Source organism: Roseobacter sp. YIN89, assembly GCF_057219365.1.
This window is the reverse complement of the sequence record NZ_JBXVVD010000002.1, coordinates 401,263-415,093: the sequence shown is the minus strand read 5'-3', so window position 1 is coordinate 415,093 and position 13,831 is coordinate 401,263. Positions and strand designations below refer to the sequence as shown.

Here is a 13,831-nt window from a genome sequence, read left to right as displayed (position 1 = left end):
TCCGTAAAAAGGGTCAGGCTAACGCCGGCCCGTTCAGGGTCAAGACGCCTTACTGCGTTCTTTCAAGCTCAGTTCGATGAACTGTGGGGTGTGATCGCCCAAGCCGACAACAGTATTGCCACCGCGGTCTCTGCTGTTCGACTTTCCGCGACTGCTGCGGCTGCGCGATGACGGCTTTGGCTTGTGTTCGTTTGGATCTTCGGCGACAGGTTGAGGCTGCTCGGTTTTCTGTTCCGGTACAGGGGTCGCTTCGGTCTCAACCTTTTTCCGACTGCGGGATTGCGAGGGTTTCGGTTTGCTTTCCGCTTTGACCTCCGCCTCTGCGTTGTTGTCTTTTTCCTCCGATTTGGGTGTCCCCATAGGATTTTCCAGTCGCGGAATTTCCTTCTGAACAAGGCGTTCAATATCGGCGAGGTTCTTTTCGTCGCGCGGCACGCAGATCATGATTGCTTTGCCGTCACGCCCGGCGCGACCGGTGCGTCCGATCCGGTGCACGTAGTCTTCGGCGTGGCTGGGCACGTCAAAGTTGAACACGTGACTTACCGAGGGAACGTCAAGACCGCGCGCGGCGACATCAGAAGCCACAAGAAAGCGCAGTTCGCCGTCTCTGAATCCGTCAAGCGTGCGGGTACGCTGGCTTTGGTCGAGGTCGCCGTGGATCGGGGCTGCGTCATACTTGTATTTGCTAAGCGATTTGGCGACGATGTCGACGTCGGTCTTGCGATTGCAGAAAATAATCGCGTTTGTGCAGTTGTCGCCCTCTGCGTCGATCAGCGCACGCAGCGCTTTGCGTTTTTCCGTACCTTCACGATCCCGCCGGGACGCCTTGAACATCAGCACGCCTTGTTTGATGTTTTCACCGGTCGTTGCCTGACGCGCAACTTCGATCCGCTCCGGTGCCGACAGAAAAGTGTTGGTGATCCGCTCAATCTCTGGGGCCATTGTGGCCGAGAAGAACAACGTCTGGCGGGTGAACGGCGTCAGGCTGAAAATGCGCTCGATATCGGGAATGAACCCCATGTCAAGCATCCGGTCTGCCTCGTCGACCACCATGATCTGCACCCCCGTCAACAGCAGTTTTCCGCGCTCGAAATGATCGAGCAGCCGGCCGGGTGTGGCGATCAGTACGTCGACACCTTTGTCGATCAGTTTGTCTTGTTCTTTGAACGAAACGCCACCGATCAGCAATGCTTTGGTCAGCTTGAGGTGCTTTGTGTACGTATCAAAATTTTCCGCGACCTGAGCCGCCAATTCGCGCGTGGGGCACAATACAAGGCTGCGGGGCATGCGTGCCCGTGCACGGCCGCGTGCCAACAGCGTAATCATGGGCAGCGTAAAGCTGGCCGTCTTACCTGTTCCGGTTTGGGCAATGCCCAAGACATCGCGTCCTTCAAGAGCCGGTGGAATGGCGCCTGCTTGGATCGGGGTTGGATTTTCGTAACCGGCCTCTGCAATGGCCTTCAACACTTTGGGATTGAGATTTAACTCAGAAAACTTTGTCATATGCATCCGTGGTTTGCGGACGCTGACTTGGCCCGCGGCGTCTGTGATACCGGCCCGATTGGCCCAAAGGCGGCACGCTGCCGCGGTACGATGCGCTTGCTTATCAACTCATGCGCACGGGGTCAAACAGATGGGCTATTCTGCACAAACTTCGGGAAGTGGGTTGACAATTTTGCCGCAAGATCAAGATCATGCAACCGCAACAACCCTTGGCCTTCCAGCCGATCGCGGTGGTCTTGAGAGTCGGCGCATACTTCGTCAAAAAAACGTCGCAGCCCGGCGTCGCCTTCGGTGGCAATCAAGCTTTCAAATAACGCGTGTAACGTGGTGCCGCCCTGATGAAATGGTACCGCTGGCGACAGATCCGCTCGATACGACCCCTTTTCGTGACGAAAGGCATGTTTAACCCGCCACTCAGCCCAGTTCGATGCATGGCAATGCGCCAAACTTACCTCGGCCAAATCGGCGAATCGGGGGTTTTCGACGCCGGCCACCACTGCGTTATGGATCTTGAAATGCATCTGGGCTTGCCCGGTTCGGGCAAATACCTTTCCGGCGACGTGACTCAGAAAGCCGCCCCGCACATAGGTACCGAAGTTTGAGTAAAGCCGCTGAGAGATCGCGCGGCGTTCCGGCCCATTGGGTATAAATGCCTTGAACGCGCAAGGCGTTCCGCGGTCACCGGATAGCGTCAGCGCCTCCATGGGTCGTACACGCGCGGTCAGACAATCGGCCGGTAGCTCGGACAGTGCTGTCGCGACAGTGTGGTCGGAGACAAGAAATTCGTCGATGTCTATGTGCACTACCCAATCCAACCCCTTGGAGCGATTGTAGCCAAAGGTGGCGTTGCGTGTTTGGCGCACTTGGTGTTTTGCCGGACGTCTGCCGCCGCGTTTGTGCCAATAGGCGTCATCACATTCTGTGACACGGCAGTTTGGATGCGCTTTGAGGGCCGCAAAAGCCTCTGGAGCCGGTTCATCCAGAAATACATGAACACGCGTCGCACCAGCATCGAGGTGAAATGCGGCAAACTGCAAGATTTCATCCGCTTCAGCTTTGGCTGTCGCCACCACACCCCATCTCGGCGCGGCACCGGTCACGGCTGCTTCCGCAGCTTGAATTTTTCCACGCGGCCAAACACTGTGCGGCGGTCGCTCATTACCATCCACAGCATCCGCATCGCTAAGGGGCGAATCGTGGTGTCCTTCTCACTGAGTTGCCACAAACGCGACAACAAAACCCGATCAAGATCACCGCCCTTTAAAGAGTAAGGTTCCATCCGAAAAGGCATCGCCGCGCGGCGCACGCCGGGTGTGCGATTGAACGGCTCATTCGATGGCTTGCCGGTTATGCGCCGTTCGCTTTCATGCAGTTTGATCAGGTCAAAGAGCGTTGAAAGACCCATGCCAAGTGCGCGCTGGTCTGCGTTTTGACCACAGTCAGCGAATGTCGTGCTGGCCGAGATCAGCCAACGGACAGGTAGTTCTCGGGCCAGATCAGTACCCATTTCGGACCAGATCCTGAAAAACAAGGCAAGCGCTTGGGGTGGGGGATCGCGGCGCCGCGAAACGGCGATCATCATAGCGTGCCAGAGATACAACTGCGGCTGACCTGCGAACTCAGCCTGCAACTCGACCCATTTTGCCTTTGCACTGTACTTGGGGCAGTCATCCGGTGTGAGCGTTGGAGCATCCACCAAAGCCTCACGTGCCGCGACGAGGTCAAGATCAGCCGTCGCTAGGAAAGGATCCAAATAGTCAAATGGGCGCTGTCGGCGTTCAAGGACACGCATCAGCTTGAAATAACCGCCCGGGTGTATTTCTTCCTTGTCGACCATGCGCCCCTGTCAGACCATCATCTCTTTGGTCGCACTCAGCTTGATGTCAGGGTAGTCGCGATCCACGCGATCAATATCCCACTGCAAGCGGGTTAGATAAACGACGTCGCCGTCATGATCATGGGCGATATGCTGCTTGTTGGCTTCGGTGAACTTGTCCACTGCCTGTTTGTCGCCATTGACCCAGCGCGCAGACGTAAATTGCGACGCCTCAAAGCGCACAGGCAGGCCGTATTCCAGTTCGATGCGGCTCGCCAGCACCTCAAATTGAAGTTGCCCGACCACGCCAACGACAAAGCCCGAACCAATGGAAGGTTTAAAAACTTTGGCGGCGCCTTCTTCGGCGAACTGCATCAATGCTTTCTCCAGATGCTTTGCCTTCATCGGATCGCCTGCTCTGACACCTTGCAGCAATTCGGGCGCAAACGACGGGATGCCGGTGACACGAATTGCTTCACCCTCGGTCAGCGTGTCGCCGATGCGCAGTTGCCCGTGGTTCGGAATGCCGATGATATCTCCTGCCCATGCTTCTTCGGCCAGTTCGCGGTCAGACGCGAGGAACATTACCGGGTTGGTTATGGCCATTGGCTTTTTCGAACGCACGTGCGTCAGCTTCATGCCGCGTTCGAAATGCCCCGATGCCAAACGCACAAATGCAACGCGATCCCTGTGTTTGGGATCCATATTGGCCTGAACCTTGAAAACGAAACCTGCGACTTTCGGCTCTTCTGGTAGGATTTGACGCGGTTCTGCTGACTGAATTTGTGGCTGGGGCCCGTAGTTTGCGATCCCGTCCATCAACTCCTTGACGCCGAAAGAATTGATCGCAGAGCCGAACCAGATCGGTGTCAGCGACCCTTCGTGCATCGCGGCCATATCAAGCGGCGGTAGCAATTCCTTTGCCATCTCAAGCTCTTCACGCAGCTTTTCCAGCAGGTTTTCAGGCACGTGTTCAGCCAGCTTTGGGTCGTCCAACCCATTGATTTCAATGCTGTCGGCAACTTTGTTGCGATCGGCGCGGTCCATCAGTTCCAGCCTGTCGCGTAAGATGTCATAGCACCCCAAAAAATCGCGACCGATGCCAATGGGCCAACTTGCCGGTGTTACATCGATAGCAAGGTTTTCCTGTATTTCGTCGATAATTTCGAAGACATCGCGGCTTTCGCGATCCATTTTATTGCAGAAGGTCAGAATGGGAAGGTCGCGCATCCGGCAGACCTCGAACAGCTTTTGGGTCTGGCTTTCAACGCCCTTAGCCCCGTCAATGACCATAACGGCGGCATCTACTGCGGTTAAGGTGCGATAGGTGTCTTCGGAAAAATCCGAGTGGCCCGGCGTATCAACGAGGTTAAAGCGATATTCCTTGAAATCGAATGACATCGCAGAGGCTGAAACAGAGATACCGCGATCTTTTTCCATTGCCATAAAGTCAGACCGTGTGCGGCGCGCCTCTCCCTTGGCGCGTACCTGTCCGGCCATCTGGATAGCGCCGCCAAACAGCAAAAACTTCTCGGTCAGGGTCGTCTTGCCAGCGTCCGGGTGGGAAATAATCGCAAACGTACGGCGGCGGGCAATTTCCGGCGGCAGATCGGGGCGGTTTTTGGATGTGTCCAGCATGACTGCGCTATAGGCGAGGGGGGCAGATGACGCAAGATGCCCCGCTACCCGCGCGAGGCACGCCGCAGCAGGTCGGCGGCGTCCGGGCGCGAAAGCAGCGCCTTGCGCACCTCCAACTCCGACAGTTCCCTTTGTATGTGCGGTGCGCGGGCCAGCGATTCCAAAAGCTCCGGTGCGACAAGTGTGGCAGCCCTGTCATCGACCAGCATGGATTCGGTCGCAATTCCTTCGGCGTAGATGATCTGGTGGCTGTCAAACAACAGTTGGAAATAGTCGATGAATCCACCCTTGTGCTGGGTGACCGTCGTACCGTTCACAAGGTGTCGCGCTTTGACCAGCAATTCGGCACGGCCCGCGCCAAGTTCATCCACGCGTTGGTAGACAAACAGCCGGTGATCGGGGCTGACGATCAAATCGCCTGTGTTGTTCAATGTGCCAGCACGAATGCACACTGGAGCAAAGCTGCCAGTCGCGCGTTGCGTACTGCGCCCGATCCACCTGAGCGTCTGAACGCCGTCGTCGCGGGTGAGGATCGGGTCTCCGACACGCAGGTTTTCAACCGCTACCTGTCGTCCGGACCCAAGCGTGATGTGCGTGCCGCGGGCGAAGGACACGCACCCTGCCTGCGCAAACTTGCGCGCAACACTATCGCGGTCAATGCCAACAAGCCGATACTCGGTTTGCGGCTCAAGCGGTACCAGAGGCAACACATGAACCTTTTGCGCCATGTTCTGATCGTCGACTTCGACTAAAACGATTAGATCGACGACAAGACCGTCCGTTGCCATCAGTGACAACGCGCTATCAAGATGGATGTGACGTGCGGCGACACCATCGTTGATCAGCGCGTATCGCCCTGCGGACATCGGGCGAAGGCAAAGGCCTCGATGGACGGCTTGCGGCGACAGAACGTAGGTGTCATCCAGCTCAAGCTCGTCAGCAAAGCTCATCTCGTCGCCTTCGTTGGCACCGCTGATGACCGTAAAATCTGCTGCCGCATAGACAGAGACGTGGCGGTCAACCGGTTTGAGCGCAGCACGCACCATGTTTTGCCCTTTCGAAAGCTTGGAGCAAATTTGCATAAAATTGTGGCCGTCTATGGACATCATTCTGGTGTTTTGCTGATCTGCATCCCTAAGCTGGATTGGTCAGCGCTCTGAAAAAAGGAACTTCGCATGGATTTAGGCATAAAAGGTAAACGGGCGGTTGTATGCGCTTCGTCAAAAGGGCTTGGCCTGGGATGTGCGCAGGCTCTGGCCGCAGCGGGCGTCGATCTGGTCATGAATGCGCGCGGTGCTGACGCCCTTGAAAAAGCGGCATCTCAAATCCGAGCCGCGCATGATGTGGATGTCATCGCGGTGGCCGCAGATATTACGTCGGATGAAGGGCGCAGCGCTGTTCTTGAGGCGGCTGGAAGTGCCGATATTCTGGTCAACAACGCGGGCGGGCCACCTCCGGGCATGTGGCATGACTGGGACCGCGAAGACTTTATCAAGGCGCTTGATGCCAACATGTTGACCCCGATTGCGATGATCAAGGCACTGGTTCCGGGCATGATGGATCGCGGATGGGGCAGGGTGGTGAACATCACTTCGCAATCGGTAAAGGCGCCTATTCCTCAGTTGGGTCTTTCCAATGCAGCCCGTACTGGCCTGACCGGATACGTCGCAGGCACCAGCCGGCAGGTGGCGGAAAAGGGCGTTACGATCAACAACCTTCTGCCCGGTATTCATGCGACCGATCGCGCCGAAGCATTGGACGGCCCCGTCGCCGCGCGTGAAGGCATTTCTATAGAGGAGGCGCGTGCCCGTCGTGCTGCGACGATTCCAGCGCGGCGCTACGGTACTTCCGAGGAATTCGGAGCGACTTGTGCGTTTTTGTGCTCGCAGCATGCCGGCTTTATCGTTGGGCAGAACATTCTGCTGGACGGTGGCGGCACGAACGCCACGATTTGAACAGTGAGTGAAGGTTTTTCGTTAAAGGACCATCTGTTCAACGCGGAAACAACGGCACAGCTTGGGCATGAGTTTGCACAGGCTGTACCGGGGTTTGATCGCAAAAAGTTCGAGCGCGCGGCTTTGGACGGATTTCCTGACCGCGAGCTGATGGCGCGCCTTGAGTGGCTGGCAGACTGCATCGAGACACAGCTTCCCGGTGACTTTGACGAAATGGCCGATCTGCTGGAAGCGGCGATGCCGCCACCGCTTAGTCCCGACCTGACCGATGACGATTTCGGGCATTTCATCCATGCAGTTCCCGGCATTCTTGCCGTGCGTCACGGCCTGAAAAATCACCGGGATAGAGCACTGGCGCTGATCTATGCAGCGACCCAGCGGTTTTCGATGGAGTTTTATATTCGGGCCTTTCTTAACGAATGGCCGGATGAGACCCTCGCCGCCTTGCGGGAATGGTCGCGAGACGAAAATTACCATGTGCGACGGCTGGTCAGTGAAGGTACACGGCCAAAACTGCCTTGGGCACGGGCAATCAGGTTAACGCCTGATCAGGCCTTTCCGCTGCTTGATCAGCTTCACGCCGATCCGGCGCGATATGTGACCCGGTCGGTGGCTAATCATCTGAATGACTTGTCCAAGATCACGCCAGACCGCGTCGTTGAACGGCTTGCACATTGGCACAGGCTGAAAGAGCAAGACGCAAAAGAACTGGATTGGATGACACGCCATGCTTTGCGCTCGCTTGTCAAATCAGGTCACGCCGGGGCGCTTTCTTTGCTGGGGTTTCGCACGGACATAGCGTTTCAGGTCGCGCTAGAGTTGCCGGCGCAACCGGTCGTGATCGGGCAAACGCTGGATTTCAGTGCCAGAATTCGTGCGCCGGTGTCTGTTCCCGCCCTTGTCGATTACCGTATCACGTTCGCGCGCCCCGGTGGAAAGACGGGCAAGAAAGTATTTAAGCTCAAGCAGGGAAAATGCGGACCGGACAGCCCGCTCCTGCTTGCGAAATCTCACAAGCTGAAAGCTGCGGCAACAACCTTCACGTGGCATCCGGGGCGCCATTCACTGACGTTGCAGGTCAACGGGATAGACTGTGCCCATGCCGAATTTGACGTAGTAAAAGACGCTGATTGACCGCTCACGGGCGTTTTACAATGGCGGCACCCACCATTCCGACCTCTGGCAGCGGAAAGGGCACGGCGCTAACGCTATGGCCAAGCATCAGCCGGAACGGAACAGCTGTTATGCAAACCGCCGTCCTGATCGTGGTCTTTGCCGTGTCCATTGCACTCAGTCTCGTTTTTACGCCCCGACGCGTATCTGCCGACGGGATTTTTGCGGGGCGCGCCGAGAGCGGTTCTGCGCCGGGATTGTGGGTGTTGGTGCTCAGTCAGGTCACCACATGGATATTTGCGCGTTCGCTGATGAACGCTGCTATCTTGGGGTATTATTACGGCATGCCGGGTACGCTCGCTTATGCAGCCTACTACGGCTCATTTCTGACCGGAGGCTTTATCGTCGGCCGCCTGCTCGAACGCGGGGCAACTTCAGTTCAGGATTGGCTCGGGGGTCAGTTCGGGCGGGCAGGCAAAGTTACCTATAACGTCGTCATCACCCTGCGCCTTCTTTCAGAGGTTTTCTCGCCGATCCGCTGACGACGCGAAAATCGTTCCACTACGGGTTTTGGATTTCGACGCTTTGTATCGTTGCTTTCGGAATGTTCGGAATTCACGCTGGTTTGGTTGGTGCAGCATACGAGGACGAATTGATTGGAGCTTGGGGCGCGATGTTTCCGCCATGGGTGTTTACTCTGCTGATGCTGTCGCTGTTGGTATCGGCTCTCAGCACACTTGGTTTCGCGCTTGCTTCGTCGGCGCGACTGGCCGTGGAGGATTTGGGGCGGGCGTCGCGCAGCCTCAAAGGGGGGGCGCGTCGTCATGATAGTCGTAATGGCAGCAGGCCTTGCTCTGACGCTTTGGGGCGATGCGACGCTATTTGATGCGGTTGCTGTCAGTGGCACGGCGTCCATTTTTCTGTCGCCGTTCCTCGTGGCGGGGTTGGTTGCCAAGCGCCACGTGCCCCTGTGGGCCTATCTGGCGGCCTACGGCGCCGCACTGGCAGGCGCTTTTGCCTATTTTGCCAGGAGCTGGCCAGGGGTTGCGACACTTTTGCCCGAGGGTCACAAATACGAGCAATTGCGGGCGATCTGCATCGACGTTCTGATCACCGGCTTTTCAGCGGTGCTTGCGGGCGCGCGAAAGGGCTGATAGCTGCTTATCCGAGGAATTCTATCGGATTTTGCGGAGACCACGCGTGAGCACGACCGCCCCGCGGCTAGAGATCAAAAATCTGCGGCGCGCGTTCGAAGGCCGGGCCGTGGTGGATGACGTTTCGCTCAGCATCCAACCGGGGCAGGTGACCTGTCTTCTTGGCCCTTCGGGCTGTGGCAAATCCACGACGCTTCGCATGATTGCCGGTGTAGAGATGCAGGATTCAGGGCAGATCTTTGTTGATGGAAAACTGATCTGCGACACAATTTTCCGCGTGCCTCCGGAACGCCGGGAAATTGGCCTGATGTTTCAGGATTTCGCTTTGTTTCCGCATCTGAGTGTTGCGGATAACGTGGCATTCGGGCTGAAATCGATGTCCAAGGCCGACAAGCGCGCGCGGGTCGAGGAGCTTCTTGATCGGGTTGATTTGCGCCGCTTTGTAGATGGGTACCCGCATCAGCTTTCGGGTGGAGAACAGCAAAGGGTAGCACTTGCGCGGGCACTTGCACCAAAACCCAAGATCATGCTGATGGACGAACCCTTTTCCGGTCTGGACAATCGCTTGCGTGACGGCATCCGCGATGAAACGCTCACGATCTTGAAAGAGCAGGATACAGCGGTATTGCTGGTCACTCACGAGCCGGAAGAAGCCATGCGGATGGCCGATGAGATTGCGTTGATGCGTGACGGCAAAATCGTACAGCGCGGCGCGCCCTATAATGTTTATACCCGTCCGGTCGATCGGGCTGCGGTGGCGTTTTTCTCGGACGCCAATATGCTGAAGGCGCAGGTGTCCGGCGCGCTTGCCCAGACACCGTTTGGGCGTTTTCTCGCGCCTGGCGTCCCGGATGGGACAGACGTGAATATCGTGTTTCGGCCCCAGCATCTACGCATTGATTTCGACCGGGGCGGTCAAGGCCCAAAACCGACCGCAAGCGAAGGGACCGCAGCGCGCGGCGTCGTGGATCGTGCGCGGTTTATGGGCAACGAAAGCCTGGTGGAGTTTCGGATGGATTACGACGGGTCGATCCTGAAGGCGACCGTTCCGGGGGTGTTTCTGCCGCAACCCGGTACGGTTATGTGGCTGACCATCCGGCGCGACAAGTGTTTCGTCTTTGCGGCATAAGCCGAGAAAGGGTTTTTGCATGAAAAAACTGCTCGTTGAGTTTGGCATGGGCACCTCGTTGCGTCGCGGAGACTATACGCAGGCGGCTGTGCGTGGCGTGAAAGACGCGCTGTGGCATAATTCGATCAATCTGGCAGAGTTGTTCGGCTTTGAAAAAACCGACATGAAAATCATCGTCGATATCGGCGTGCAAAAGCCCCAAGCGGTCAATACCGATGAAATCCTTGCGGTTTTTCCATACGGCAAAGCCGAGGTGCGGCTACATCAGGGGGGCTTGGATGTGCCGCGACCGGACGGTGATGGTCACCCCACGGTCATGGCAAATGTCGCCCTGACAGTAGGCTTTGACATGGAGCGCAATGATGTCTGAACAGCGTTTGATCATTGAGATGGGCATGGGCAATGACCTGCACGGGCAGGACTACACCAAGGCGGCCAAGCGGGCGATAGAAGACGCATTCAGACATTCCTCGCTGCCGCTGTTCGGCGTGACGGGGCTGGATCATGAAAACATGCGCGTGCAGGTAACCGTTGGCGTACAAGAACCCGCTGCCGTCGATGTTGATGTGCTGACCCAATCGTTGCCGCGCGGGCGTGCCGAGGTGAAGGTGGTCAAGGGCGGGCTGAACGTTGAAACTGTCGACGGCGATCCGATTGTCATTGCGCAAGCCAGCGTCGAGGCTTTCCTTCCGCCACAGACCGGTTGGAAGTTGTCGGCTCAGGGCACATAGTCAGACAGGGTTTTGCCGGGCTCGTCGGTAAACAGCTCTGGCAGCGCCTCGGCGGACTGGATCAGGTCGACCCGAAACACCCGATGCGCCTCGCGCAACTCGCACCAAGACGTCAGGGTCCAGATGCGGCCCCAGTATTCCATGTGCAAGGGTCTGATAACGCGTTGAGTGACAACGCTGTCTTTGGATGTGTAAACGATTCTAAGCTTTTGCCGCGCCTTGATTGCCGCCCGCAGGGTGGGCATATGCGAAAAACCGCGTGCAGCATCTGCAAAAGGATATACGGCGAATTTCCACTGGTCTGCTTCTGCAACCACCTGAGACGGCAAGACCGCGTCGATCTTGTCCGCCAGACTGAGCGCTGCGGACTTAAGGTCAGGGTCTGCAGCCTCTCCGACGATGGCCATGCCCAGATTTAGCGCTTCGAGTTCTGCGACGCTTAACGTGAGCGGTGGCAGAGTGATGGCTTCGGTGATCATGTAGCCGACGCCGCGCTCCCCCTCTACCGGCACACCAGAGGCCACGAGCGTGTCCATGTCACGGTAGATGGTCCTGACCGATACCTCCAGGCGCGCGGCGATGTCCTGCGCGCGGTGCAGTTTGCCGTCGCGCAGGATCTGGATGATGTCAAAGAGACGATCCGTTCGGCGCATATCAGTCCGGAGAAAGCCCGTAATGAATGGTCGCGTGGCGCATGTCGACCGTGGATGGATCAATCATTTGCATGAACGGGGCGGCATCCGGTTGCTGCATGATCTCGGCAGATACAGCTTTTGCCGCTGTCATTGATGTCCAAGTGACGTGATCTGTCCACAGTCCCGTTTCGTCTACACTCAGCGTCCGCGACAGGACCGCGCCGGTTTTCTTCAAGTAGGGTGTCATGTCATCCGCCGCTTTTGCAAAGGCAGCCGCATCAGACCCGTCGGCGAGACGGAACGTAACAATTTCCGCGACCGCGCCGCGAGTTGCGCCGCGTTGGGCGTCGGCTGCGGCAGGGGCGGGTTGAGAAGGCGTAAAGCGCATTATCTTTCCTTTCGTTGGTTTTGCACTGATGCGCTTTTGGCAGATAGCAACTGACATAAACCTGTCAGTTGTGTTTTGCGAGGGGAATTTTTTGTCTAATTGACTGCCATCCGCTGGAGTTTCGGGTGCATACCGCTTCTGTCACCGGTGTATAATCCTTATGACTGACGGGGACAGCGGCGGCTTTTCTTGGCCGTCATGAAACAAGCGGAGAAACTCATGTTGAACAATATCGGCCTTCCCGGCCTTTTGCTGATCGCAGTTGTCGTTCTGGTCCTCTTTGGACGCGGCAAGATTTCCAGCCTCATGGGCGAAGTGGGCAAAGGCATCACATCGTTCAAAAAAGGCATCAGCGAAGGGCAGGACGAGATCACCAATGCGTCTGCCGAAGAAGCCAAGGACATCACGCCGCAACCCACCGACAGCGGCACGCACCCAGAGACGGACCTGAAAACCGAAAAAGACAAGGTCTGATCCATGTTCGATCTCGGCTGGACGGAGATGCTGGTCATCGGCATCGTCGCGCTTATTGTGATTGGTCCCAAGGATTTGCCGGTAATGTTCCGCACGCTGGGGCAGTTCGTGGGCAAGGCCAAGGGCATGGCGCGCGAATTTAGCCGAGCAATGAACGATGCGGCAGATGATGCGGGCGTCAAGGATATCTCCAAGGGGCTGAAAGCAGCGACCAACCCGGTCGGCAGCGCGATGGATGGCGTCAAGAACGCGGCCGCCGATCTGAGCAATCTGGATCCGGACAGCGAAACGGGCAAGCTTGCGGCAGACAAGGCAGAGCGTGCGGAAAACGCGAGAAAGATTCAGGCAGCGACTGCACGGGCCGCTGCGGAGCGCAAACTGAAAGAGGCGCAAGAAATGCAGGAAAAGGCTGATGCGTTAGAAGCCGATATTGTACCTGCCGACAAAGGTGATTCATGAGTTCGTCCGAAGACCTTGACGAGTCAGCGGCTCCGCTGATCGAACATCTTGCAGAGTTGCGCACGCGGCTGATCCGTTCGGTGATCGCGTTTCTGATCGGCATGGTGATCTGCTTTACGGTCGCTACACCTATATTCAACTTTCTGACTGCGCCGTTGTGTCAGGTTCTGGGGGAACGCGGGCAGGACTGCGACCTGATCTTTATCAGCCCGCAGGAAGGGTTTTTTGTGGCGATCAAAGTGTCGCTTCTCGGCGGGTTGATGCTGTCGTTTCCGGTGATTGCTCACCAGATGTGGCGCTTTGTGGCCCCTGGACTTTACAAGAACGAAAAGGGTGCGTTTCTGCCCTTTCTCGTCGCGTCGCCCGTCATGTTCATCTTGGGGGCGTCTTTTGCCTTTTATGTTGTAACTCCTTTGGCCTACGATTTCTTCCTCGGGTTCCAGCAGTTTGGTGCCGAAGGCGAAGCCATGCCGGGAGACCCGGCAACGACGCCTGGATTGAGCGTCGTCTTTCAGGGATCGGCTCAGGAGTATCTGAACCTCACCATCAAGTTCATTGTAGCCTTTGGCATGTGTTTCCAGTTGCCTGTGCTGCTCACTCTGATGGGAAAGGCGGGGCTGGTCAGTTCGGAAGGGCTGGGCAATGTGCGGAAGTATGCGGTCGTTGCCATTTTGGTGCTGGCGGCGCTGGTCACGCCCCCTGACGTCATCACGCAGGTGATCCTTTTCGTGGTGGTTTACGGTCTTTACGAGGTCTCGATCTTTTTGGTCAGACGTGTGGAAACCAAGCGCGAAGAAAAGCTGCGCGCTGAAGGGTACTATGACGACTAGGAAAGC

Annotated in this window: 15 protein-coding genes and 1 pseudogene; 9 read left to right on the top strand and 7 right to left on the bottom strand. The window is 57.0% G+C overall.

Features of this window, described 5'->3' with window-relative positions:
• Positions 1–39: 39 nt before the first annotated feature.
• The 5 genes from AC2D8V_RS08175 to AC2D8V_RS08155 all read right to left on the bottom strand — a co-directional run bounded on the left by AC2D8V_RS08175 (position 40) and on the right by AC2D8V_RS08155 (position 6,003).
• Entirely contained in the window at positions 40–1,503 is a 1,464-nt protein-coding gene (locus tag AC2D8V_RS08175; RefSeq protein WP_484733035.1) for a DEAD/DEAH box helicase, read from the bottom strand.
• 122 nt (positions 1,504–1,625) lie between these two features.
• Positions 1,626–2,603 (bottom strand): glycosyltransferase family 2 protein, encoded by a 978-nt coding sequence (locus AC2D8V_RS08170; RefSeq protein WP_484733034.1) that lies wholly within the window; start codon positions 2,601–2,603, stop codon positions 1,626–1,628.
• Positions 2,600–3,340 (bottom strand): hypothetical protein, encoded by a 741-nt coding sequence (locus tag AC2D8V_RS08165; RefSeq protein WP_484733033.1) that lies wholly within the window; start codon positions 3,338–3,340, stop codon positions 2,600–2,602. The genes AC2D8V_RS08170 and AC2D8V_RS08165 overlap by 4 nt, the downstream gene beginning before the upstream one ends.
• Before the next feature lie 9 nt (positions 3,341–3,349).
• The gene (locus tag AC2D8V_RS08160; RefSeq protein WP_484733032.1) at positions 3,350–4,957 is read right to left on the bottom strand and encodes a peptide chain release factor 3; all 1,608 of its coding nucleotides are present in this window, start codon (positions 4,955–4,957) and stop codon (positions 3,350–3,352) included.
• 44 nt (positions 4,958–5,001) lie between these two features.
• The gene (locus tag AC2D8V_RS08155; RefSeq protein WP_484733031.1) at positions 5,002–6,003 is read right to left on the bottom strand and encodes a Hint domain-containing protein; all 1,002 of its coding nucleotides are present in this window, start codon (positions 6,001–6,003) and stop codon (positions 5,002–5,004) included.
• Between the two features lie 129 nt (positions 6,004–6,132).
• On the opposite strand from AC2D8V_RS08155, the gene AC2D8V_RS08150 reads away from it, so the two are divergent.
• The 6 genes and pseudogenes from AC2D8V_RS08150 (at position 6,133) to AC2D8V_RS08125 (ending at position 11,039) form a co-directional block, all read left to right on the top strand.
• Positions 6,133–6,912, top strand: a complete 780-nt coding sequence (locus tag AC2D8V_RS08150) for an SDR family oxidoreductase (RefSeq protein ID WP_484733030.1) — start codon at positions 6,133–6,135, stop codon at positions 6,910–6,912.
• A gap of 3 nt (positions 6,913–6,915) precedes the next feature.
• Complete coding sequence (locus tag AC2D8V_RS08145; RefSeq protein ID WP_484733029.1) at positions 6,916–8,046, top strand: hypothetical protein; 1,131 nt, start codon at positions 6,916–6,918, stop codon at positions 8,044–8,046.
• A 110-nt stretch (positions 8,047–8,156) separates the two neighbouring features.
• A pseudogene (locus AC2D8V_RS08140) lies at positions 8,157–9,179 on the top strand (SLC5/6 family protein).
• Between the two features lie 46 nt (positions 9,180–9,225).
• Positions 9,226–10,308 (top strand): ABC transporter ATP-binding protein, encoded by a 1,083-nt coding sequence (locus tag AC2D8V_RS08135; protein ID WP_484733028.1) that lies wholly within the window; start codon positions 9,226–9,228, stop codon positions 10,306–10,308.
• A 19-nt stretch (positions 10,309–10,327) separates the two neighbouring features.
• Positions 10,328–10,678 carry a Lin0512 family protein gene (locus tag AC2D8V_RS08130; RefSeq protein WP_484733027.1) on the top strand — a complete coding sequence of 117 codons (351 nt, stop codon included), beginning with the start codon at positions 10,328–10,330 and terminating at the stop codon, positions 10,676–10,678.
• Entirely contained in the window at positions 10,671–11,039 is a 369-nt protein-coding gene (locus AC2D8V_RS08125; protein WP_484733026.1) for a Lin0512 family protein, read from the top strand. The genes AC2D8V_RS08130 and AC2D8V_RS08125 overlap by 8 nt, the downstream gene beginning before the upstream one ends.
• Here AC2D8V_RS08125 and AC2D8V_RS08120 read toward each other — a convergent pair.
• Positions 11,027–11,692 carry a helix-turn-helix transcriptional regulator gene (locus tag AC2D8V_RS08120; protein ID WP_484733025.1) on the bottom strand — a complete coding sequence of 222 codons (666 nt, stop codon included), beginning with the start codon at positions 11,690–11,692 and terminating at the stop codon, positions 11,027–11,029. The genes AC2D8V_RS08125 and AC2D8V_RS08120 overlap by 13 nt on opposite strands.
• A 1-nt stretch (position 11,693) precedes the next feature.
• Positions 11,694–12,062, bottom strand: a complete 369-nt coding sequence (locus AC2D8V_RS08115; RefSeq protein ID WP_484733024.1) for a hypothetical protein — start codon at positions 12,060–12,062, stop codon at positions 11,694–11,696.
• Positions 12,063–12,281: 219 nt separating this feature from the next.
• On the opposite strand from AC2D8V_RS08115, the gene AC2D8V_RS08110 reads away from it, so the two are divergent.
• From AC2D8V_RS08110 to tatC, 3 genes are read left to right on the top strand one after another with little or no spacing between them, the layout of a single operon-like run.
• Entirely contained in the window at positions 12,282–12,536 is a 255-nt protein-coding gene (locus AC2D8V_RS08110; RefSeq protein WP_484733880.1) for a twin-arginine translocase TatA/TatE family subunit, read from the top strand.
• A gap of 3 nt (positions 12,537–12,539) precedes the next feature.
• Positions 12,540–12,995, top strand: coding sequence for a Sec-independent protein translocase protein TatB (gene tatB, locus AC2D8V_RS08105; RefSeq protein WP_484733023.1), 456 nt, complete (start codon positions 12,540–12,542; stop codon positions 12,993–12,995).
• The gene (gene tatC, locus AC2D8V_RS08100; protein ID WP_484733022.1) at positions 12,992–13,825 is read left to right on the top strand and encodes a twin-arginine translocase subunit TatC; all 834 of its coding nucleotides are present in this window, start codon (positions 12,992–12,994) and stop codon (positions 13,823–13,825) included. Before tatB ends, tatC begins: the two co-directional genes overlap by 4 nt.
• Positions 13,826–13,831 lie beyond the last annotated feature (6 nt).